This is a genomic window from Brevundimonas sp., from assembly GCF_035626975.1.
Taxonomy (GTDB): Bacteria; Pseudomonadota; Alphaproteobacteria; order Caulobacterales; family Caulobacteraceae; genus Brevundimonas.
Genome location: NZ_DASPMQ010000010.1, coordinates 19,124 through 39,920 on the forward strand (window position 1 = coordinate 19,124; position 20,797 = coordinate 39,920).

The following is a 20,797-nucleotide window of genomic DNA, read 5'->3' on the forward strand; positions in this document are numbered from 1 at the left end:
ATGCGCTACGATTTCGGTTCGGATAACACCGCCGGCATGGCCCCGGCCGCGCTGCAGGCCCTTGTAGAGGCCAACGAAGGCTACGCCCGGGCCTACGGCGCCGATGACGTCACCGCCCGGGCCGCCGACCAGATCCGCCGCCGGCTGGACGCGGACGCCGAGATCCGCTTCGTCTTTTCCGGCACAGCGGCCAACGCCATCGCCCTGTCGATGCTGGCGTGGCCGCACGAGGCGGTGCTGGCCCATCAAGCCGCGCACGTGTGCACCGACGAGACGGGCGCGCCGGGCTTCTTCGGCTCGGGCGTGGGGCTGATCGGCCTGCCGGGCTTTTCCGGCAAGATCGATCCGGCGGCCCTGCACGCCGCGCTGGACGAGCCGGAGGTCGGCCATCGCCAGCCCCCGGCGGCGCTGAGCCTGACCCAGTCCACCGAGTACGGCGCGGTCTATACCGAGGAGGAGCTGCGCCACCTGATCGAGCCGGTGAAGCTGAAAGGCTGCGGGGTGCATCTGGACGGGGCGCGGCTGGCCAATGCGGCGGCGGCGGGCTTCGACCTGACCCGGATCGCCCGGCTGGGGGTGGATGTGCTGGTGTTCGGCGGGGCCAAGGCGGGAGCCAATTGCACCGAGGCGATCGTGATGTTCGACCGGTCGCTGGCCCGGCGCATCGACAATCGCCTGAAGCAGGCCGGCCAGACCGCTTCGAAGGCCCGCTACCTGGCCGCGCCCTTCCTCGGTCTGCTGGAGAGCAACGCCTGGGAGGACGGGGCCGCCCACGCCAATCTGATGGCCCAGCGACTCGCCGACGGCGTTCTGGCCCGCTCGAGCTTCGCCCTGGCCCATCCCGTCGAGGCCAATGCGGTGTTCGTGCGCATGCCGGCCGCCGCCCACAGGCGGCTCAACGAGCTGGGCTGGGCCTGCTACCGGTTTGATGACGGCTCGATCCGCTTCGTCTGCTCATGGGCCACCACCGTCGAGGCCGTCGATGAGCTGCTGGACGCCATTGGCGGCCTCTGATACCTGCGTTGTGTCGGAAATCCGACATTACCCTGGCTCAGCCTTCGGTGCGCCGCCGATGAGTGGAACGGCGCATGCCGAAGAAGTCGAAAGATCCGGACATGCCGCCGCTCGACCGCGCTCTGCGGACTGCGTTCGAGGCGATCGAGAATCAGCCGGTTCCCGACGCGATCACTGACCATATCGACCAGCTGATCGATGGCCCGGCGGAACCCCGCGAACCGTCCTGAACCTCAGACGTCGCCGCGCGGCATGTCCATGGCCTCGGCCAGGCGATTGCGGGCGCGGTTGACGCGGCTCTTGATCGTGCCGAGCGCGCAGCCGGCGATCTCGGCCGCCTCCTCGTAGGACAGGCCGGCGGCGCCGACCATGACGATGGCCTCGCGGTGTTCGGGCGGCAGTTCGTCGAGGGCCACCTTCAGCGCGCTGAGCTCCACCGTCCACTCCTGGCTGCCTTCCGCCGTCAGCCGGGCGGCGTGGTGGCCGTCCTCGTCCGCGACCTCGCGGCTGCGCTTGGCCACCGACGAGTACCAGGAGTTCCGCAGGATGGTGAAAAGCCAGGCCCTGAGATTGGTGCCCGGCTCGAACCGGTCGCGGTAGGTCCAGGCCTTGGTCAGCGTCTCCTGCACCAGATCGTCCGCATCAGCTCCGTTGCGCGACAGGGACCAGGCGAAGGCGCGCAAGGACGGAATCCGGGCCGTGACAGCCTCGCGCCAGGTGGCGCGATCGACGATGCCGCCGGGGGCGTCAGGGCCGGAGTCATGACCCTCGAATGGCGCGCTGGGCAGCGACATGCTGACAAAGCTCTCGATAGGACGGAATGTCCCCGTAAATCAGGGACGTGCGATCTCAACGCCTGCTCGACGGGACCGTTCCGCTGGACATGCCTGCGTCGGCGTGGAACAAAAGGGGATCATGGCCCGTTGACCTGAACCGCGGGAGCCGATCAAGCAGGGGGCCACGCATGAGCGCATCCATCAAAGCCCCGGCGGCCACGGGCGCGATGCTCGAGGAATTCCGGCGCGTCCGCTCCGCCATGCCCGCGCTGGCCTGGGGGTTGAGCGCCGAGGACCTGGCCGCCCAGTCGATGCCTGATTGCAGTCCCGGCAAGTGGCACCTGGCGCACGCCAGCTGGTTCTTCGAGGCCATGATCCTGGGAGAGGAGCCGGGCTACCAGCCGGTCGATCCGCGTTTCCAGACCCTGTTCAACAGCTATTACGAGGCCTTGGGCGATCGGGTGGAGCGGCGCGAGCGCGGGCTGATGACGCGTCCGTCGCTGGACGAGGTGCTGGCCTACCGGCGCGAGGTCGACCGCCGCATGGAGGCCTGGCTGGAACGGGGCGCGCCCGATGCGCGGCAGGCCTATCTGTTCACTCTCGGCCTGCATCACGACCAGCAGCATCAGGAGCTGTTCCTGATGGACCTGCTGAACCTGATGTCCCGATCGCCGCTGGATCCGGCCGCCTATGACGAGGAGCCGCGGATCCTGCCGGTGCAACGGCCCCGGGGCGGCATGACCCGGTTCGAGGGCGGTCTGGTCCGTATCGGGCACGAGGGCGGCGGCTTCGCCTTCGACAACGAGGGTCCGGCACATCGACAATGGCTCGAGCCCTACGGCCTCGACCACGACCTGGTCCGCAACGCCGACTGGATCGCCTTCATCGAGGACGGCGGCTACGACCGGCCGGAGCTGTGGCTGTCCGACGGCTGGGCGGCCGTGAGGGCGGGCGACTGGTCGGCCCCGCTGTACTGGCGCCGCGGCGACGGGGGCTGGACCACGATGACGCTGGCCGGGCGACGGGCGGTCGATCCCGATGGGCCGGTGCGGCATGTCAGCTTCTATGAGGCGGAGGCCTACGCCCGCTGGGCGGGCCGCCGCCTGCCGACGGAGGCGGAGTGGGAGCACGCGGTTCGCTGCCGCCCCGAAATGTTCTCCAACGCTTTTGGCGAGGTCTGGCAGTGGACGTCGAGCAGTTACGCCCCATATCGGGGGTTCAGGCCGACCGAAGGGACCGCGTCTGAGTACAACGGCAAGTTCATGGCCAATCAGATGGTGCTGCGCGGGTCATCCTGGGCAACGCCGGAAGGGCATGGACGGGCCAGCTACCGGAACTTCTTCTACCCGCACCAGAGGTGGGCGTTCATGGGACTGAGACTGGCCGAGGACCTCCCCGCCGCCCCGGCGCGCGCGAGCAGGGAGGGCGAGACCGCCCGGTTTCGCCGCGACCTGCTCGCCGGCCTGACGCGCTCACCCAAGACCGCTTCGCCCAAATGGTTCTATGACGCCGAGGGATCACGGCTGTTCGAGGAGATCACCCGGGTCCCGGAATACTATCCGACCCGGCAGGAGGCGGCGTTGTTGCGCGAGGTCGCCCCGGCGTGGGCGGCCCGGTTCGGGGCGGATGCGGCGCTGGTCGAATTCGGATCGGGCGCCAGCGAGAAGACCCGGATCGTTCTGGACGCGGCGCCCGATCTGGCGGCCTACGTTCCGATCGACATCAGCGCCGACGCGCTGAACGTCGCGGCGCGGCGCATCGCCGAGAGCTATCCGGGCCTCAAGGTCGCGCCGCTGGTCGGCGATTTCCTGCATCTGGCGGCGCTGCCCGAGGGGATCGGGCAGGGACGGCGGGTCGGCTTCTTCCCCGGTTCGACGATCGGCAACCTGGAACCGGCCGAGGCGGAAGCCTTCCTGAACGCGGCCCGGCGCCAGCTGGGGGAAGGCGCGCTGTTCATCCTCGGCGTCGATCTGGTGAAGTCGCCGGATATCCTGACCGCCGCCTATGACGACGCCGCCGGCGTGACGGCGGCCTTCAACCGAAACCTTCTGGTCCGCGCCAATCGCGAACTGAAGGCCGGGTTCGACATCGACAGCTTCGTTCACCGCGCGGTCTGGAACGCCGGCGAGTCGCGCATGGAGATGCATCTGGAGGCGGCGCGGGACATGGAGGTCGAGATCGACGGCCGCGCCATCGCCTTTCGAAAAGGCGAGACCATCCACACCGAGAACTCGCGCAAATTCACGGAGGCCACGGTCCGCGATCTCGCGGCGGCGTCCGGCTGGACGGTCGCGGCGTTCGAAGCCGGGCCCGAACCGTCTGTGGCCCTGGCGCTGCTGGAAGCGTGAAACGCAAAAGGGCGGCGTCCGACCGGCGCCGCCCTTTGATCCCTTGAAGAGATCGCGATGTCTATTCGGCGCCGCGGGCTTCCTTGCCGCGCGATCCATGCGAGGCCTCGCCGCCTTTACGCCCCGCTTGCGCGGCCAGGCTGCGGTCCTGGGAGAAGCTGCGCTTTTCGCTGGGTACGCTGGCGCCGCCCTTGCGCGCGATCTCCCGCTGTCGCTCGGGATCCATCGAGGCGAAGCCCCGCTTGGAAACGCCAGAGGCTCGGGTGGGCTGACCTAAAGCCATTGCTGTGTCCTTTCACGCCGACGGTCGAGGTTGGTGACTGAACCCTCGCGCCGCCGTCCGGTTCCGGTTCGGACCTCACAGAAACGCGAGCGAATCAGAGGGTTTCACGCCCTCAATCGTCGTCCTCTCCATAGGGCCGGGAGTCGCCTTCGCCGCCGCCGCCGGGTTCGAGCGGCGGCACTTCGTCCGGTGTGGAGCCCGGATCTATGTCGGGCTGGGGGGTGTCCGGTTGGGGTATGTCGGGCTGGGGCGTGCCCGGCGGGGTGGGCTCGATATAGGTCATGGCGGCCTCCTTCCACGGTCTGAACGCGGCGGTGAACCGGCCGTTCAATCACGATCCCACCGACAATCGCGGGGACCGGAACCCGGGCGGCGCGGACGGATTGAACAGCCGAACCCCACCCTCCAGGAGCCTGCCATGACCGAGACCTACACCGGCCCGACCTCGCCCGAGGACATCGACGACGAGCCTGACGTCGAGTCCGCCCGCCTGGACCAGGACGCGGACGCCATCCTCGTCGATGGCGAGGCCCGGGCCTTCGGCCCCCAACCGATCCACGAGGCGGTGCGCGAGGACGCCCTCGCCGCGCGCGACTGGGGGCGCACCCGCGCCGAGCGGCTGCGCCGCGCCGTCGAGGACGAACCGATCAAGGCGACGCTGTACGCTCTTGGTCTGGGCCTGGTCATCGGCCTGTTGATGGCGCGATAGGGCCGGCCCGTCAGGACGGCCCGGTGGCGGGACGGGCGATCGGCGCCCGGCGCATGGCCTGATCCGACACGAAGGGGTTGGCGCGCCGCTCGGCCCCGAAGGTCGAGCTGGGGCCATGGCCCGGCACGAAGGTCACGTCGTCGCCCAGCGGCCAGAGCCGGGTCACGATGGCGTTCAGCAGGGCGCCGTGGTCACTGCGCGGGAAATCCGTCCGCCCGATCGAACCCTGGAACAGCACGTCGCCGACCTGGGCGAACCGGGCCTCGCGGTTGAAGAAGATCACATGGCCGGGCGTGTGGCCGGGACAGTGATAGACCTCCCACGTCGTCTCACCGAGCGTGAGCACGTCGCCGTTGGCCAGCCAGCGGGTCGGGGTGAAGCTGCGCACGCCGGGCAGGCCGTACAGCTGGCCCTGCTGCGGGATGCCGTCGATCCAGAACTGGTCGTCAGGGTGCGGACCGATGATGTCGAGGCCGGTCTTCTCCTGCATCTCGGCCGCGCCGCCGGCGTGATCGAGGTGGCCGTGGGTGATCCAGATGGCGTCCAGCGTCAACCCCTGCTTCGCCACCGCGCCCAGCAGGGCGTCGACCGAGGCGCCCGGATCGATGATCGCGGCCTTCAGCGTCTTGCGGCACCAGACGAGGGTGCAGTTCTGCTGCAGCGGGGTGACGGGGAAGACGGCGACGCCGATCGGGGGAGGGGACTGGTCCATGACGCCTTGATAGCGGCCCGCGGGCTCCGCCGAAACCGCCGCCTCGCCCGCGTCTCACGTTGACCTTTGAGGCTGTCATCGACATAAGGGCGGGCTTCAAAGGCGCCGCCTCGAAAGGGCGGCCCTTATTGCTTTACCCACACCGCGCCGCGCCTGCCCCCAGGGCGCCGCCCCAGAGCGTCAGAATCCCGACCATGCAAGTCGTCGAAAAGTCCAACGAAGGCCTCAGCCGCGTGATCGCGGTGACCATTCCGGCCGCTGAGCTGAACCAGAAGCTGGACGCGAAGCTCAAGGAAGTCGCGCCGCAGATGAAGCTGAAAGGCTTCCGCCCCGGCAAGGTCCCGATGTCGCACGTCAAGAAGACCTTCGGCCGCGACATGATGGGCGAGATCGTCAACAACGCCCTGAACGAGTCGAGCCAAAAGGCGCTGGACGAGGCCAAGGTGCGGCCCGCCGCCCCGGCCGAGATGAAGCTGATCTCGGACATGGACAAGGTCCTGACCGGCGGCGCGGACCTCGCCTACGAGATGTCGCTGGAAGTGATGCCGGACTTCACCCCGGTCGACATCAAGACCCTGAAGTTGAAGCGCCCGACCTACGAGGCCACCGACGCCGACCTCGACGAGGCGCTGAACGAGCTGGCCGGCCAGGCCAAGTCCTATGAGGAAAAGAAGGGCAAGACCGTCAAGGCGGCCGAGGGCGACGAGGTCACCATCGACTTCCTCGGCAAGCTGGACGGCGAGCCGTTCGAAGGCGGCGCGGCCGAGGACACCCAGCTGGTCATCGGTTCGAACCGTTTCATCCCGGGCTTCGAGGAGCAGCTCAAGGGCGCCAAGGTCGGCGAGGAGAAGGTCCTCAACGTGACCTTCCCCGAGGACTACCAGGCCAAGCATCTGGCCGGCAAGGCCGTGACCTTCGACGTCAAGGTCAAGGCCATCAAGGCCGAGGCTCCGGCCAAGGTCGATGAGGATTTCGCCAAGCGCATCGGCCTGGAGTCGCTGGACAAGCTCAAGGAGCTGCTCCGCGACAACCTGAACCAGCAGTACAAGGGCGCGGCCCGCTTCAAGTTGAAGCGCGCCCTGCTCGACGAGCTGGACAAGGCTCACGACTTCCCGCTGCCGCCCAAGATGGTCGACGCCGAGTTCGACGGCATCTGGTCGCAGGTCCAGGCCGACAAGGAAGCCGGCCGCCTGCCGGAAGAGGACGTCAAGAAGTCCGAGAAGAAGCTCAAGGACGAGTACCGCAAGATCGCCGAGCGCCGTGTGCGTCTGGGTCTGGTGCTGGCCGAGATCGGCCGGGCCAACAACGTCCAGGTCTCCGACCAGGAGCTGAACAACGCCATCATGAACGAGGCCCGCAACTATCCGGGCCAGGAGCGTCAGGTGCTGGACTTCTATCGCCAGAACCCCAACGCCGCCGCCCAGATGCGCGCCCCGATCTACGAGGAGAAGGTCTGCGACCTGATCTTCGACCAGGCCAAGGTGACCGACAGCAAGATCACCAAGGAAGACCTGCTCAAGGAAGACGACGACCTCTAGGACCGTCACCGGCGCCCGGCCCGTCTGACGGGGCGGGTCGACCGTCTTGCCGGACTGCGCGTCTACCGGGTGTTGGTGCGCTTGCTCAACTTTTCCGGCCATGCGAGACGGACGTGCTGGATTGTCCCGGCAGGAGAGAGCGGCCCGGTGACCCTGATCGCTTCGTTGATGGCCGCGGCAGCCGTGGCCTTTCCCCAGGACGCAACCACGCCTCCGCTCCCGACGCAGGACCCCGGCCAGCAGGTCGGGGATCCGGACACCGATCTCGGCACGCTGGTGGTGACGGGCGAGCGTCCGGTGGAAGATCGCGCCACGGCGTTCGTCGAAGAGGTCGGCGCGGCTCCGCGCGGCCGCGGTCTGGGCCGCTGGGATCGCGCGATCTGCGTGGGGGCCGCCAACATGAGCGGCCAGTACGCCCAGTTCATGATCGACCGCGTGGCGACGGTCGCCGTCGAACTGGGGCTGGATATCGGCGAGCCGGGCTGCAGGCCGAACATCATGATCGCCGCGGCGGCCGATGCGGACGATCTCGCCGCCGCCCTGGTGAAGGACGATCCGGACGGATTCCGTCCGTCGGTGAACCAGACCGATCTGGGGAGCCGCGCGCTCGACCTGTTCCAGACTACCGACGCCCCGGTGCGCTGGTGGCACGTCAGCCTTCCGGTCAGCGTCGATACCGGCGATGTGGCGATCCGCCTGACCGGCGAGGAGGCGCCGACGGTGCGGGTTCGCGACGCGTCGCGCCTGCGCGCCAATGTCCGTGACGATCTGGTGCGCGTGGTCATCATTCTCGACACGCCCCGGATCGGCCGGATCTCGTACGGAGCGCTCAGCGACTATGTGGCCCTTGTGGCGCTGGCTCAGATCGAGCCGTCGGCGGACACCTCGGCCTGGCCGAGCATCCTCAATCTGTTCAGCGCCGCCGAGCCGCCGGCCGGTTTGACCGACTGGGACCGGGACTATCTGAGCTCGCTGTACGGAGCCTCGCGCGACCGGGCGCGCGCCACCCAGCAGGCGCGGGAGATCGTCCGCGGCATGGTCGACGCCCGGACCGACCGGTCCGCGCCGGAGACAGAAGCGACTCCGACGCCGTGACGGCGGCCTTGCGTCATCGGCCCGGCGACGCGATATCCTGCTCAACACGCGCGCGACCGGTGAGTCGCCGCCACCCTCCGTCAACGGGGCATCCCGAGAAGGCCTGAATGCGCGATCCGATCGAACTGATGAACATGAACCTCGTCCCCATGGTGGTGGAGCAGTCCAGCCGGGGCGAGCGGGCCTTCGATATTTTCTCGCGCCTGCTGCGCGAGCGGATCATCTTCCTGACCGGACCTTTCGAGGACGGCATGGCGTCGCTGATCTGCGCCCAGCTGCTGTTCCTGGAATCGGAGAACCCGAAGAAGGAGATCAGCATGTATATCAACAGCCCCGGCGGTCAGGTGACCTCGGCGCTGGCGATCTACGACACCATGCAATACATCCGCTCGCCCGTTTCGACGGTGTGCATGGGCATGGCCGCCTCGGCCGGTTCGCTGATCCTCGCCGCCGGCGCCGCCGGCGCGCGGGTGGCCCTGCCGAACGCCCGCATCATGGTGCACCAGCCCTCGGGCGGCTTCCGCGGCCAGGCGTCGGACATCGAGCGTCACGCCGAGGACATTCGCTACACCAAGCGGCGGCTGAACGAGATCTACGTCCACCACACCGGCCGGACCTATGAGGAGGTCGAGAGCACCCTCGACCGCGACCACTTCATGAGCGCCGAGGAGTCCAGGGCCTGGGGCATCGTCGATCACGTTTACGACAAGCGCGAGCAGGCCGACGAGGACGGCGTCAAGACGCCCGGCTCCTGATCGGCGTCATCAGACGACAAGAGGAAAAGGGCGCGCCGGACCGGCGCGCCCTTTTGTTTTGTGCTATCGCGCCGCCATGCAGCACACGCGAGAGACCAGCGGGACCGTCGAGGTCGACGGCGAGACCTATGAGTGGGAAATCCGCCGCCAGCCCCAGCCCAAGGCCGGCGGCAAATGGGACGGTATGGCGATCAGCCTGCGCCTGAAGGATTTCAAGCGCGAGGCCGTCGTCCAGTTCCCCATGCCGATGCGCCCCAACGGGCGTCCCGACCAGGAGAAGCAGCGCATCAACGTCGAGGCCGTGCGCAACGCAGTGGCGTCGGCGATCGAGGCGGGCTGGAACCCGACCTCGCGCGGCAAGGCCGTCGTCTTCGACGTGGACGCCGACGGCCGGTGACCCTCAGGGCCGGCCGGTGAAGACCCGGAAGCCCTTTTCGTCGGCGATCTGAAGCATCTCCGTGTCGCCGGAGGTGTCGCCATAGGCGGCCGCCAGCCGGACACCCTCGCCATAAACCGACCGTAGCCGCCGGACCTTCTCCTCGCCGCGGCAGTTGGGGCTGGCGAAGGCGCCGGTGACCCGGTCGTCGACGTCAAACACCAGCGGCGTGCCGAGGAGGGCCTCCGCGCCTAGCCGGCGGGCGAACGGCGCGACCGTGGTTTCGGGGCTGGCGGTGACGATGACGCGACAGGCGCCCTTGTCGCCCCAGGCGGTCCAGCAGGCCAGGGCGTCCGGACGCATGAACCTGTGCCAAATCCGGTCAGCGAAACGTTCGGCGTCGGCTTCCAGTGTCGCGCGATCCACACCCTTGAGGAATTCGCGCACCGACGCCGCCTTGATCCGCCCCCGGTCACGGTCGCGGGCGTAGGCCGCCACCGCGGGCGCCATTTTCACCAGGCCGAGCGCCCAGCCGCCGGGGCCGGCCCGCCAGCGCAGGAATTCAGTGAAACTGTCGCGGATCGTCAGGGTGCCGTCGAAATCGAAGGCGACGATGGCCTGATCCTTGCGGAGCGGCTGGCGAAACGGAGCGTCGCTTCCCATGTCAGACATTCGCCGTGATCGCCATCAACAGTGAACCGTCCGCTTCCGCCTGCTGCTCCGCTTTCGCGGGGTTGTGGCGGGCGCTGTGATGGGTGATTGTCATTTTTTGAAGACCTTTGCGCCCATTGTCCGGGAATCAACGTGAGGGAAGCGCGTTTGGTCTCATATCGGGGCCATCGCGGGAGTGAGAAGGGTCGATGACCAAAGCCGCCGGCACAGACGCCAAAAGCACGCTGTACTGCTCTTTCTGCGGGAAGAGCCAGCACGAGGTGCGCAAGCTCATCGCCGGGCCGACCGTGTTCATTTGCGATGAATGCGTCGAGCTCTGCATGGATATCATCCGTGAAGAGCACAAAATCTCGTTCTCCAAGGCCAAGGACGGCGTGCCGTCGCCGAAGGAGATCCGGGAGGTCCTCGACGACTATGTGATCGGACAGAGCCACGCCAAGAAGGTGCTCTCGGTCGCGGTGCACAATCACTACAAGCGTCTGAACCACGCGACGAAGAACAACGACGTCGAGCTGGCCAAGTCGAACATCATGCTGATCGGGCCGACCGGCTCGGGCAAGACGCTGCTGGCCCAGACGCTGGCGCGCATCATCGACGTGCCCTTCACCATGGCTGACGCCACGACGCTGACCGAAGCCGGTTACGTGGGCGAGGACGTCGAAAACATCATCCTCAAGCTGCTGCAGGCCTCGGACTACAACGTCGAGCGGGCCCAGCGCGGCATCGTCTACATCGACGAGATCGACAAGATTTCGCGCAAATCGGACAATCCCTCGATCACCCGCGACGTGTCGGGCGAGGGCGTGCAGCAGGCCCTTCTGAAGATCATGGAAGGCACCGTCGCTTCCGTGCCCCCGCAGGGCGGCCGTAAGCATCCGCAGCAGGAGTTCCTGCAGGTCGACACCGCCAATATCCTGTTCATCGTCGGCGGCGCCTTCGCCGGCCTCGAGAAGGTCATCGCGGCGCGCGGCGACGGGGCCTCGATCGGCTTCGGCGCCAAGGTCAAGGAGATCGACGAGCGGCGCACCGGCGATATCCTCAAGGGCGTCGAGCCCGACGACCTGATGCGCTTCGGCCTGATCCCCGAGTTCATCGGCCGCCTGCCCGTGCTGGCGACGCTGGAGGACCTCGACGAGGAAGCCCTGGTCACCATCCTGACCGAGCCGAAGAACGCCCTGGTCAAGCAGTACAAGCGCCTCTTCGAGATGGAGAACGTCGACCTGACCTTCACCGACGACGCGCTGATCGCCGTCGCCAAGAAGGCCATCACCCGCAAGACGGGCGCGCGGGGCCTGCGTTCGATCCTCGAAGGCATCCTGCTGGAGACCATGTTCGAACTGCCGACCTTCGAGGGTGTCGAGGAAGTCGTGGTCAATGCCGAGGTGATCGAGGGCAAGGCCCAGCCGTTGTTGATCTACTCGGAAACCAAGAAAAAGACGGCCGACGGGGCCGCCTGATCCCCTGAAGACGGGCGCTGATGCCGATCGCGCCTGAAGACCACCCCGGGGCCGTCCACCAGACCAGGTGGGCGGCCCTTTGTTTTGCCGCCGTCGCGGTTCTGGCCCTGGCCGCGTTCCATGCCGCGCCGGAGCAGGCCTGGATCGGTCAGTCCGGTTTCCATCTGGCGCTGGCGCTGGCCGGCTTCGCCATTACGGACCTGACAATCGCGGCGCCCGAGGAACGCACCGCGGCCAGGCTGCTGGGCGTCTGGGGCAGGGCGGCCGCATGGGCCGTTCCCGCTGTCGTCGTGGTCGTCGCGGCCGTGCTGATGGCGGGACTGGCGCTGCTGCCGCCGGCGGACTTGCGCAATCAAGGCTGGACGGCGTTGTGGACGGCGCTGGGAAACAGCGGCGCGGAATTGCTCAAGCAGGGCGCTTACACGCCCCGTTCGAGCAGCGAACTGCTGCTGCATGGCTGGCTGATCGGGGTGGCCGCGCAGCTGGCGCCTGGCTGGAGCGCCATTCTGGTCCTGATGCGACGACTTGGCCTCGCTCGCTGGATCGTCATCGCGGCCGTCCTCGGATTGGCGGCGTCGCTCGCCCTCGATCTGTTCATGCGGCGGCAGGGGCTCCACCCGGCCGCCTTCTACCTGGCTCCGCCCCGGGCCTGGCCGTTTCTCGCCGGCGCTCTGGCGGCCCTGATCGCCCGGCGGCCCGGGCGGCCGGCGCCAGGATGGGCGATCCGGCCTCTGGAAGGTCTGGCGCGCTTCGGGGTCGTGGCCCTGCCGTTCTACCTGTGGAGCTGGCCCCTGCTGGCGCTGCCCGGGCTCATTCTGGCCCGACCCCTGAGCCTTCCCGAAGCGGCCCTCGCGCTCGCTGTCGCCGCCCTGCTGGCGCTGGCCACCCATCGCTGGATCGAGACGCCGGTCCGCCGGCGGCTGGAAGGCCGGCCCATCCGCGCGCTGATTTTCGCCGCGGCCGCGCTGGGCGCGACCGGCGCCGCCGGCGCGACCCTGTTCGCCCTCCACGGACTTCCGGGCAGGGCGTCGGCGGCGGTGCGGGCCGAAGAGGCGGGCGTGCTCCGACGTCCTCCATTGCAGGCTCTCTGCCATACCGAGGGCCACGCCCTGCCCGCGGCGGATCGATGCACGGTCCCCGCCGGGGCCGATGTCGACGTCGTGCTGTGGGGCAATTCGCATGCGGATCATCTTTCGCCCGCGGTGCTGGCCTGGGCCGGAGGGCGGGGCCTCGGGGTCCGGCAGGCCACCCGTTCAGGCTGCCTGCCGCTGCTCCGCGCCCGCGCACCTCTGACCGACGAAGGCTGCCGCGCCTTCAACCGGGCCGCGGTCGCCGAGTGGGGAAGGGCGGGACCGGAGGTCGTTCTGCTCGGCGCGGCCTGGACCTTGATTCTGGAGCGGTCGCCGGGGGATCCCGCGCGCAACCTCGACGCCGTGATCGAGGATTTGGCGCGCACCGTGCGAGCCCTGCGAAGCGAAGTGGGGCCCAGGACCCTGATCGTTTTGCTCGGGACCACGCCGGACTACGGTTTCGCCCCGGGCGCTTGCCATGCTCGCCGGGCCTTCCTCGGCCTGGATACCGGGCGTTGCGACCTGGCGGCGCCGGCGAATGCGGAATTGGCCGCTATGGTCGACGCGAGGCTGGCCGCACTGGCCGCCGCCGAGCCCGGCGTGACGCTTTACCGGCCCCGGGATGCGTTGTGCGAAGGCGCCCGGTGCCGAACGAGGGGGGGCGACGGTCCCTGGTATTCGGACCGAAGCCACATGACAGCGGCCGGCGGCGCGATCCAGCGGCGGGCCCTCCAGGCGACGCTTGACGCGCACGTTCGGTCCGCGCCCTGAGGCCGCTGAGCCACAGGTCGGGGGAACGCCGCCTGGCCGGGATCCGCCCGCCACACGCATGATCCGTGCTGGCGCGCCGTCTCTGGGGCCGTCGTCGTGCGGAGGAAGCTCTGTGGATGGAACGGACGGTCGCGTACCCGTCACGCTTGAACCCCGCGCGATCCGAACCACATACTCTCTCAAGGCCGCCGAATGGCGGGCCGAGTCGACACGGCGGGGCACAGTCGCCCCGAACGCCGGCCCGGCGGGCTTGAGATTAACGAGAGCCCCGGGAAGTACGCATCATGCCAGAGACCCAGACCCCGACCAAAACCCTGCCCGTCCTGCCGCTGAGAGACATAGTCGTCTTTCCGCACATGGTCGTGCCGCTGTTCGTGGGGCGCGAGAAATCCGTCAAGGCGCTCGACGAGATCATGAAGGGTGAAAAGCAGATTCTGCTGGCCACCCAGAAGAACAGCGTCGATGACGATCCGCAGGCCGACGCCATCTATCCGATCGGCGTGCTGGCCACGGTGCTGCAACTGCTCAAACTGCCCGACGGGACCGTCAAGGTGCTGGTCGAGGGCAAGAGCCGCGCGCGCCTGACCCGCTTCACCGACCGCACGGACTATTTCGAGGCCGAGGCGGTCGAGATCGCGGACGATCCGGGCGAGCCGTCGCAATCGGAAGCCCTGCTGCGCGCGGTCATCGAGCAGTTCGAAAACTATGTGAAGCTGAACAAGAAGGTGCCGCCCGAGGCTCTCAGCTCCATTCCCCAGATCACCGATCCGTCCAAGCTGGCGGACTCGGTCGCCGCCCACCTGTCGGTCAAGATCGCCGACAAGCAGGGCCTGCTGGAGACCATCTCCGTGCCGTCGCGGCTGGAGAAGGTCTACGGCCTGATGGAAGGCGAGATTTCCGTCCTGCAGGTCGAGAAGAAGATCCGCTCGCGCGTGAAGCGCCAGATGGAGAAGACCCAGCGCGAATATTATCTGAACGAGCAGATGAAGGCGATCCAGCGTGAGCTGGGCGAGACCGACGACGCCCGCGACGAGATCATGGAGCTGGAGAAGCGCATCCGTAAGACGCGCCTGTCCAAGGAAGCCCGGATCAAGGCCGAGGCCGAGGTCAAGAAGCTGCGCAACATGAGCCCGATGTCGGCGGAATCGACGGTGGTGCGGAACTACCTCGACTGGCTGCTGTCGATCCCGTGGGGCAAGGCCAAGACCCGGCCGATCGATCTGAACAAGGCCGAGGCCATCCTCGAGGAGGACCACTACGGCCTCGAGAAGGTCAAGGAGCGGATCATCGAGTATCTGGCCGTGCAGGCGCGGACGAACAGCCTGAAGGGCCCGATCCTGTGCCTCGTCGGACCTCCCGGCGTCGGCAAGACCTCGCTGGCCAAGTCGATCGCCAAGGCGACCGGGCGCGAATACGTCCGCATGTCGCTGGGCGGCGTGCGCGACGAGGCCGAGATTCGTGGCCACCGCAGGACCTACATCGGCTCGATGCCGGGCAAGATCATCCAGTCGATGAAGAAGGCCAAGACGACCAACGCCTTCGTGCTTCTGGACGAGATCGACAAACTGGGCGCGGACTGGCGGGGCGACCCGTCCTCGGCCCTGCTCGAGGTGCTGGACCCGGCCCAGAACAATGCGTTCGGCGACCACTACCTCGAGGTCGACTACGACCTCAGCAACGTCATGTTCGTGACCACGGCCAACAGCCTGAACATGCCACAGCCGCTGATGGACCGGATGGAGATCATCCGGGTGTCGGGCTACACCGAGGACGAGAAGGTCGAGATCGCCAAGCGTCACGTCCTGCCCAAGGTCACCAGCGACAACGGCCTGAAGCCGGCCGAGTTCGTGGTGCCCGACGACAGCATCCGCGACCTGATCCGCTACTACACCCGTGAAGCCGGCGTGCGCTCGCTCGAGCGCGCCTTGGGCGGGCTGGCCCGCAAGGCCGTGCGCGAGATGGCCCGGGAGAAGACGCTGTCGATCACCGTCGACGCGGCCAAGCTGGCCGAATACGCCGGCGTGCGGAAATTCCGCTACGGCGAGACGGACGAGGAGGATCAGGTCGGCATCGTCACCGGCCTGGCCTGGACCGAGTTCGGCGGCGACATCCTGACCATCGAGGCGATCAAGATGCCGGGCCGCGGCCGGATGACCGTGACCGGCAACCTGAAGGAGGTGATGAAGGAGTCGATCTCCGCCGCCGCCTCCTACGTCCGGGCCCGCTCGCTGGCCATCGGGGTCAAGCCGCCGGTGTTCGAGAAGACCGACATCCACGTGCACGTGCCTGATGGCGCGACGCCCAAGGACGGTCCCTCGGCGGGCGTGGCGATGACCGTCGCCATGGTCTCGGTCCTGACCGGCATCCCGATCCGCAAGGACATCGCCATGACCGGCGAGATCACCCTGCGCGGCCGGGTCACCGCCATCGGCGGCCTGAAGGAGAAGCTGCTCGCGGCGCTCCGCTCAGGCATCAAGACGGTGCTGATCCCGGAAGAGAACGAGAAGGACCTCGCCGACGTGCCCGACAATGTGAAGGGCGCGCTGGAGATCGTCCCGATCAAGACCGCCGACGAGGCGTTGAAGTGGGCCCTGACGGGCGTGCTGACGCCGGTCGAATGGGACGAGGCCGCTGAGCCCCTGCCGCCGCCGCCGCCGGTGCAGGACCCGGGCACGGTGGTCGCCACCCACTGATCGCGGCCTGACAGAAAGAACCCCGCCCGGATGGCTCCGGGCGGGGTTTCTCATTGGGGTTGAGGCAGGGCTCAGAGGCTGTCGACCATCACCAGTTCGGCGTCGGCCCTGGCCGTGATGGTGATCTCGGTCTCGTCCTTGATGGCCGCGCCGTCGCGGGCGTTCAGGGTGACGCCATTGACCTCGACCTCGCCCACGGCGGGCACCAGATAGGCGCGGCGGCCCTCGGCCAGGCTGTAGGTCAGGCTTTCGCCGGCGTTGAGCGTGGCGCCCAGCACCCTGGCGTCGGCGTTGATGGTCAGGGCGTCGTCGGACGGATCGCCCGAGGCCAGCACCGAGAAGCGGCCCGTCCGGTCGGCCTTCGGGAAGGCCCTGGCGCCCCAGCCCGGCTTCGCGCCCGGCCTGTCGGTCTCGATCCAGATCTGGAACAGGGTGGTGGTCTCATCCTCGAGGTTGAACTCCGAGTGGCGCACGCCCGTGCCCGCGCTCATCACCTGCACGTCGCCCGCGCCGGTGCGGCCCCTGTTGCCCATCGAGTCCTCGTGGGTGATGGCCCCGGTGCGGACATAGGTGATGATCTCCATGTCGGCGTGGGGATGGGGCGGGAAGCCCGACTTCGCGGCGATCTCGTCGTCGTTCCAGACGCGCAGCCGGCCCCAGCTCATGCGGGACGGGTCGTAGTAGTTGGCGAAGGAGAAATGGTGCTTCGCGTTCAGCCAGCCGTGGTTGGCGCCGCCGAGGCTGGAGAAGGGGCGGACGTCGATCATGAGGGGTCTCCCGATGAGGGGCGCATCCTATGACGCGCCGTTCGGGCGCAATATAGGTAACAGTGTCGGTGGCTGAAAGGGTGGATCAATCCAGTCTGCGGCCGAGCGTTACGACGGGTTGTCGGGCCATGCCCAGCGCCTCGTAGAAGCTGATCGCCCGGGCGTTGCCTTCACGAACCATAAGCTGGATTTTCGGCGCGCCGCGATCGGCCAGCCAGGCCTCGGCCGGGGCCATCAGGGCGCGACCGAGGCCGCGCCGCTGAACGTCCGGATGGACCGCCAGATAGTAGACCCAACCGCGATGGCCGTCGAAGCCGGCCATGACGCTGCCGCGGACCGCGCCGTTCTCGCGCGCGACCACCACGACGCTGTCGGCCGCGTCCCGCGCCAGCGACAGGTCCCTGACGGGATCGTTCCAGGGCCGGGTCAGGCCGCAGGTCTCCCAGAGTGCGATCACGGCCCCGGCGTCGCCGTCCGCCATCGGTTCGATGGTGATCACCCCGCCTGAGCCCGGTGCCTGAGCATCGCATCGGCCAGTACGCAGGCCGCCATCGCCTCCACCACCGGCACGCCGCGCAGGGCCACGCAGGGGTCGTGACGCCCCTTGGTGCGCAGGTCGGTCTCGGCGCCGTCGCGGGTGATGGTCTGGCGAAGCGTCAGGATGGAGGAGGTCGGCTTGAAGGCCACGCGCGCCGTCACCGGCTGGCCGGTCGAGATGCCGCCGAGCACGCCGCCGGCCATGTTGGACAGGAACACCGGCCGACCGTCGTCGCCCAGGCGCATCTCGTCGGCGTTGTCCTCGCCCGACAGCTCGGCCGCGCCAAAGCCGGCCCCGATCTCGACGCCCTTGACCGCGTTGATCGACATCATCGCGGCGGCCAGCTCGGCGTCCAGCTTGCCGTAGATCGGCGCGCCCCAGCCGGCGGGTACGCCGGCGACCTCCAGCGCCACCACCGCCCCGATCGACGAGCCGGCCTTGCGGACGCCATCCAGGTAGTCTTCCCACGCCGGCACGACGTCGGCCGAGGCCGCGAACAGGGCGTTGTCGTAGACGGCCTCGAAATCCACCGCCTCAGGCGCGATCCGGTGCGGACCCAGCTGGACGACGCCGGCGCGGATGCGCACCGCCTCGCCCAGCACCTTGCGCGCCACCCCGCCCGCCGCCACCCGCACCGCGGTCTCACGCGCTGACGAACGCCCGCCGCCGCGGTGATCGCGGACGCCGTATTTGGCCTGGTAGGTGTAGTCGGCGTGGCCCGGCCGGAAGGCGCGGGCGATGTCGCCATAGTCCTTCGAGCGGGCGTCCTCGTTGGTGATCTCAATGGCGATCGGCGTGCCGGTGGTGACCGGGCCGGCGCCGTCGTCGAACACGCCGGACAGGATGCGGGCGGTGTCGCTCTCCTGCCGCTGGGTCACGAAGCGGCTGCCGCCGGGCTTGCGCCGGTCCAGCCACGGCTGGAGGTCGGCCTCGGTCAGCGGGATCAGCGGCGGGCAGCCGTCGACGACGCAGCCAATGGCCGGGCCGTGGCTCTCGCCCCAGGTGGTTACGCGAAACAGATGGCCGAAGGTGTTGTGGGACATGACCCGTCAGGCTTAGGCCGCCAGCCGGTCCGGCGTCCAGACGCGGGTGAAGCGGACCAGCAGATCCTCGGCCGCCGAGGGGGCGTCGTCGGACGGCTGCAGGTTGATGAACAGGTGTCCTTGCGGGCGGCCGCCGCGCGCCGGCAGGCCCAGCCCCTTGAGCCGCAGACGCAATGGCGCCTGCCCGGCGGTGATCCAGGCGGAGCGGGCGCCGGCATGGGTGTCGATCTCCAGCCGCCCGCCGTCCTCCATGAGCCGGTTCGGCACGGGACAGTCCATGTACAGGTCGTCGCCGAGCACGCTCAGACCCTCCGCACCGCGGATCAGCACCGGCAGATAGACGTCCGCGCCGCCGCCGCCAGCGCCGCGAAGGCGCAGGTGCTCGCCGCTGCGCAGGCCTTTCGGCACGTGGATATTCAACGTCCGGCCCGCCAACCGCACCGCGACATGGCCGCCGTTCAGGGCTTCGATCGGCCCGATGGCGAGCACGGGCGGGGAGGGCGGGGGCGCTATCGGCGCGGCGAGCGCCAGTGGCCGCGCCTCGTGGCTCTGGATCAACCGCCAGGCCGCGATCACGCGGCGGAAGCGATCGGCGTCGCCGCCCGGCGCCGAGGGATGCGCCGCCTTCACCGCCGCGCGGAACGCTGCTGTCAGAACAGGTTCGGCTGTCGGACCGGTCAGGCCGAGCAAGGCGTGGGCCTCGGCGATCGAGGCGACCTCGGGTTGGGAACGGGCGCGCATCCGCAAGCTTAGGCGGCAACATGGTCAAGGTCCGGTTAACCGTGACGCCTCGACAGCGGCGACCGGACGGTGAAAAGTCCGGGGATGAGTTCCACCGATCCGGTCCAGGTTCTGCACCGCACGCTCGCCCGGCGGGAAACGCCCGAAACCGTGGCGGCCTATGCCCGCGACGCCTTGCCGGAACTGCGCAGGGGCGAATGGGCCGAACCGCTGAAGCGGATGCTGGGGATGGCGTCGCACCGCCGGTTTGGCTGGTCGTCCATGCCCGCGACTTTCCAGTCGCCGACCAGTCCGCGCCGGCAGCTCGACAAGGCGCGGGAGCTCGCCCTGCTGTTTCTCGGTGAAACCTTGCCGGATGGAGCGGACGCCGCCGCCCTCGACACCGTCGCGGCGGAACTGGGCCGCCTCATCGGCAAGGCCGCTGGCCGCTCCGCGTTCGCCACGGATCGTCTGAACGGCGAGGCCCGGGCCGCGGCGGGCCTGACGCTGTCGCGGCGGCGCTACGACAAGCTGTTCCGGTTGGTCGGGCGGCTGGAGCGCCGGGCCCGCCGCCTCCAGCGCGAAGAGGAGAAGTTTGACCTCATTCTGGTGGGAAAGGCAGGCCTGTCGCCCCGTCTGACGGTCGAGGATTTCGGCGGCGACGTGCGCAGCGCCGCGTTCGTGGCCTACTACGCCGCCCGCATGAAACTTCGCAGTGAGTTCACCATCGCCGGGCAACAGCGTCCGTTCGACGCCTTCGCGGCGCACCTGCTCAAGCTGTGCGAAGCTTCGCCGGCGACGTCCTGGTGGGCGATCGCCCATGTCTTCCCCCGCGCCGACGTGCTCGCGCGACTGACTGACGAACAGAAGGGTCGATTGCTGGGGCAGTGGTTCGATGTTCTGCAGATAACAGCCGAGCGTCTGGCGGAAGCCCACGAAAGGACGGACATCGATCTCCAGACGATGATCGTCAGGCGTGGCAACGACTCCAGCACGTGGAACCTGATGGCCGGGGCGTTCAACCGCGCGCGGGACCATTGGATCGCGTTGCTCGAGGCCATGGGCGCCGACGCCGTCCTCGAGACCACGATGCCGGGCAAGGTGCTCAGGCTGATGGCTGCGGACGTGGCGGCATGGCATCGCCGCGAAGGCGGCGGACTCCATCCGGACACCCTCGTCTGGCGGCGCCTGCCTCCGCCCTGGGCCGTGATGCGAGGGGAGGCGGTCAGCTCCCGCGCCCATATCGAGGCGGCCTGCGACGCGGCGGGCCTCGATCCCGAGAAGAGCGGCTGGAGCCGGGCGCGGGCCCGCACGCAGATCGCGGACTTCCGTCCGACGCCGGAACTGGTGCACGGCGTGGCGGTGAACAATCCGCACCTCGCCGCCTATTTCAGGCAAGCCGGCGTATTCAGCGGCAAGAGCCTCAAGCCGGCGAAGCTCTGAGCGCTTGCATGCACGGG

Annotated in this window: 21 protein-coding genes; 12 read left to right on the plus strand and 9 right to left on the minus strand. The window is 68.6% G+C overall.

What is annotated here, in order from left to right; translation table 11 throughout:
* Entirely contained in the window at positions 1–1,014 is a 1,014-nt protein-coding gene (locus VEB62_RS03030) for a threonine aldolase family protein (protein WP_324795235.1), read from the plus strand.
* Between the two features lie 74 nt (positions 1,015–1,088).
* A complete protein-coding gene (locus tag VEB62_RS03035; RefSeq protein WP_324795237.1) occupies positions 1,089–1,244 on the plus strand; it encodes a hypothetical protein in 156 nt (51 codons plus the stop codon).
* A 3-nt stretch (positions 1,245–1,247) separates the two neighbouring features.
* On the opposite strand, the gene VEB62_RS03040 is transcribed toward VEB62_RS03035, so the two are convergent.
* Positions 1,248–1,808 carry a sigma-70 family RNA polymerase sigma factor gene (locus VEB62_RS03040; RefSeq protein WP_324795239.1) on the minus strand — a complete coding sequence of 187 codons (561 nt, stop codon included), beginning with the start codon at positions 1,806–1,808 and terminating at the stop codon, positions 1,248–1,250.
* Between the two features lie 170 nt (positions 1,809–1,978).
* Here VEB62_RS03040 and egtB point away from each other — a divergent pair, with 170 nt between their 5' ends.
* A complete protein-coding gene (gene egtB / locus VEB62_RS03045; RefSeq protein WP_324795240.1) occupies positions 1,979–4,138 on the plus strand; it encodes an ergothioneine biosynthesis protein EgtB in 2,160 nt (719 codons plus the stop codon).
* Positions 4,139–4,199: 61 nt separating this feature from the next.
* Here the strand turns inward: egtB and VEB62_RS03050 are convergent, their stop codons facing one another.
* Both VEB62_RS03050 and VEB62_RS03055 read right to left on the minus strand, forming a co-directional pair.
* Entirely contained in the window at positions 4,200–4,421 is a 222-nt protein-coding gene (locus VEB62_RS03050) for a con-10 family general stress protein (RefSeq protein ID WP_324795242.1), read from the minus strand.
* A gap of 112 nt (positions 4,422–4,533) precedes the next feature.
* Complete coding sequence (locus tag VEB62_RS03055) at positions 4,534–4,704, minus strand: hypothetical protein (RefSeq protein ID WP_324795244.1); 171 nt, start codon at positions 4,702–4,704, stop codon at positions 4,534–4,536.
* Between the two features lie 135 nt (positions 4,705–4,839).
* Between VEB62_RS03055 and VEB62_RS03060 the strand changes: the two genes are divergently transcribed.
* Positions 4,840–5,130 carry a hypothetical protein gene (locus tag VEB62_RS03060; RefSeq protein ID WP_324795246.1) on the plus strand — a complete coding sequence of 97 codons (291 nt, stop codon included), beginning with the start codon at positions 4,840–4,842 and terminating at the stop codon, positions 5,128–5,130.
* Positions 5,131–5,140: 10 nt separating this feature from the next.
* Here VEB62_RS03060 and VEB62_RS03065 read toward each other — a convergent pair whose 3' ends face one another.
* On the minus strand, positions 5,141–5,842 hold the full coding sequence (locus VEB62_RS03065; RefSeq protein ID WP_324795248.1) for an MBL fold metallo-hydrolase: 702 nt from the start codon (positions 5,840–5,842) through the stop codon (positions 5,141–5,143).
* Positions 5,843–6,036: 194 nt separating this feature from the next.
* On the opposite strand from VEB62_RS03065, the gene tig reads away from it, so the two are divergent.
* The 4 genes from tig to VEB62_RS03085 all read left to right on the plus strand — a co-directional run bounded on the left by tig (position 6,037) and on the right by VEB62_RS03085 (position 9,627).
* On the plus strand, positions 6,037–7,380 hold the full coding sequence (gene tig, locus VEB62_RS03070) for a trigger factor (RefSeq protein WP_324795250.1): 1,344 nt from the start codon (positions 6,037–6,039) through the stop codon (positions 7,378–7,380).
* A gap of 147 nt (positions 7,381–7,527) precedes the next feature.
* Positions 7,528–8,475 carry a hypothetical protein gene (locus VEB62_RS03075; RefSeq protein ID WP_324795252.1) on the plus strand — a complete coding sequence of 316 codons (948 nt, stop codon included), beginning with the start codon at positions 7,528–7,530 and terminating at the stop codon, positions 8,473–8,475.
* Between the two features lie 107 nt (positions 8,476–8,582).
* Entirely contained in the window at positions 8,583–9,230 is a 648-nt protein-coding gene (locus VEB62_RS03080) for an ATP-dependent Clp protease proteolytic subunit (protein WP_324795254.1), read from the plus strand.
* A gap of 76 nt (positions 9,231–9,306) precedes the next feature.
* Entirely contained in the window at positions 9,307–9,627 is a 321-nt protein-coding gene (locus tag VEB62_RS03085; protein ID WP_324795256.1) for a hypothetical protein, read from the plus strand.
* 3 nt (positions 9,628–9,630) lie between these two features.
* On the opposite strand, the gene VEB62_RS03090 is transcribed toward VEB62_RS03085, so the two are convergent.
* Positions 9,631–10,278: an HAD-IB family hydrolase gene (locus VEB62_RS03090; RefSeq protein WP_324795258.1), complete on the minus strand. Its 648-nt coding sequence runs from the start codon at positions 10,276–10,278 to the stop codon at positions 9,631–9,633.
* A 188-nt stretch (positions 10,279–10,466) separates the two neighbouring features.
* Here VEB62_RS03090 and clpX point away from each other — a divergent pair, with 188 nt between their 5' ends.
* The 3 genes from clpX to lon all read left to right on the plus strand — a co-directional run bounded on the left by clpX (position 10,467) and on the right by lon (position 16,269).
* Positions 10,467–11,735, plus strand: coding sequence for an ATP-dependent Clp protease ATP-binding subunit ClpX (gene clpX / locus VEB62_RS03095; RefSeq protein WP_324795260.1), 1,269 nt, complete (start codon positions 10,467–10,469; stop codon positions 11,733–11,735).
* A gap of 20 nt (positions 11,736–11,755) precedes the next feature.
* Positions 11,756–13,576: an SGNH hydrolase domain-containing protein gene (locus VEB62_RS03100; protein WP_324795261.1), complete on the plus strand. Its 1,821-nt coding sequence runs from the start codon at positions 11,756–11,758 to the stop codon at positions 13,574–13,576.
* A gap of 284 nt (positions 13,577–13,860) precedes the next feature.
* Positions 13,861–16,269 carry an endopeptidase La gene (gene lon / locus VEB62_RS03105; RefSeq protein WP_324795263.1) on the plus strand — a complete coding sequence of 803 codons (2,409 nt, stop codon included), beginning with the start codon at positions 13,861–13,863 and terminating at the stop codon, positions 16,267–16,269.
* Positions 16,270–16,340: 71 nt separating this feature from the next.
* On the opposite strand, the gene VEB62_RS03110 is transcribed toward lon, so the two are convergent.
* From VEB62_RS03110 to VEB62_RS03125, 4 genes are all read right to left on the minus strand, one after another.
* A complete protein-coding gene (locus VEB62_RS03110) occupies positions 16,341–17,036 on the minus strand; it encodes a pirin family protein (protein WP_324795265.1) in 696 nt (231 codons plus the stop codon).
* 85 nt (positions 17,037–17,121) lie between these two features.
* Positions 17,122–17,535, minus strand: a complete 414-nt coding sequence (locus VEB62_RS03115; protein WP_324795266.1) for a GNAT family acetyltransferase — start codon at positions 17,533–17,535, stop codon at positions 17,122–17,124.
* A complete protein-coding gene (aroC, locus tag VEB62_RS03120) occupies positions 17,532–18,617 on the minus strand; it encodes a chorismate synthase (protein ID WP_324795268.1) in 1,086 nt (361 codons plus the stop codon). Before aroC ends, VEB62_RS03115 begins: the two co-directional genes overlap by 4 nt.
* A gap of 12 nt (positions 18,618–18,629) precedes the next feature.
* Complete coding sequence (locus VEB62_RS03125; protein ID WP_324795270.1) at positions 18,630–19,358, minus strand: DnaJ C-terminal domain-containing protein; 729 nt, start codon at positions 19,356–19,358, stop codon at positions 18,630–18,632.
* 84 nt (positions 19,359–19,442) lie between these two features.
* Between VEB62_RS03125 and VEB62_RS03130 the strand changes: the two genes are divergently transcribed.
* On the plus strand, positions 19,443–20,780 hold the full coding sequence (locus VEB62_RS03130) for a hypothetical protein (protein ID WP_324795272.1): 1,338 nt from the start codon (positions 19,443–19,445) through the stop codon (positions 20,778–20,780).
* Positions 20,781–20,797: the final 17 nt, after the last annotated feature.

Coding starts and splice junctions, on each gene's coding strand:
- VEB62_RS03100 (WP_324795261.1), top strand. CDS start 11,756: ATGCCGATCGCGCCTGAAGACCACCCCGGGGCCGTCCACCAGACCAGG.
- tig (WP_324795250.1), top strand. CDS start 6,037: ATGCAAGTCGTCGAAAAGTCCAACGAAGGCCTCAGCCGCGTGATCGCG.
- VEB62_RS03130 (WP_324795272.1), top strand. CDS start 19,443: ATGAGTTCCACCGATCCGGTCCAGGTTCTGCACCGCACGCTCGCCCGG.
- VEB62_RS03125 (WP_324795270.1), bottom strand. CDS start 19,358: ATGCGCGCCCGTTCCCAACCCGAGGTCGCCTCGATCGCCGAGGCCCAC.
- VEB62_RS03060 (WP_324795246.1), top strand. CDS start 4,840: ATGACCGAGACCTACACCGGCCCGACCTCGCCCGAGGACATCGACGAC.
- VEB62_RS03030 (WP_324795235.1), top strand. CDS start 1: ATGCGCTACGATTTCGGTTCGGATAACACCGCCGGCATGGCCCCGGCC.
- clpX (WP_324795260.1), top strand. CDS start 10,467: ATGACCAAAGCCGCCGGCACAGACGCCAAAAGCACGCTGTACTGCTCT.
- aroC (WP_324795268.1), bottom strand. CDS start 18,617: ATGTCCCACAACACCTTCGGCCATCTGTTTCGCGTAACCACCTGGGGC.
- VEB62_RS03065 (WP_324795248.1), bottom strand. CDS start 5,842: ATGGACCAGTCCCCTCCCCCGATCGGCGTCGCCGTCTTCCCCGTCACC.
- VEB62_RS03055 (WP_324795244.1), bottom strand. CDS start 4,704: ATGACCTATATCGAGCCCACCCCGCCGGGCACGCCCCAGCCCGACATA.
- VEB62_RS03110 (WP_324795265.1), bottom strand. CDS start 17,036: ATGATCGACGTCCGCCCCTTCTCCAGCCTCGGCGGCGCCAACCACGGC.
- VEB62_RS03085 (WP_324795256.1), top strand. CDS start 9,307: ATGCAGCACACGCGAGAGACCAGCGGGACCGTCGAGGTCGACGGCGAG.
- VEB62_RS03090 (WP_324795258.1), bottom strand. CDS start 10,278: ATGTCTGACATGGGAAGCGACGCTCCGTTTCGCCAGCCGCTCCGCAAG.
- lon (WP_324795263.1), top strand. CDS start 13,861: ATGCCAGAGACCCAGACCCCGACCAAAACCCTGCCCGTCCTGCCGCTG.
- VEB62_RS03050 (WP_324795242.1), bottom strand. CDS start 4,421: ATGGCTTTAGGTCAGCCCACCCGAGCCTCTGGCGTTTCCAAGCGGGGC.
- VEB62_RS03040 (WP_324795239.1), bottom strand. CDS start 1,808: ATGTCGCTGCCCAGCGCGCCATTCGAGGGTCATGACTCCGGCCCTGAC.
- egtB (WP_324795240.1), top strand. CDS start 1,979: ATGAGCGCATCCATCAAAGCCCCGGCGGCCACGGGCGCGATGCTCGAG.
- VEB62_RS03080 (WP_324795254.1), top strand. CDS start 8,583: ATGCGCGATCCGATCGAACTGATGAACATGAACCTCGTCCCCATGGTG.
- VEB62_RS03035 (WP_324795237.1), top strand. CDS start 1,089: ATGCCGAAGAAGTCGAAAGATCCGGACATGCCGCCGCTCGACCGCGCT.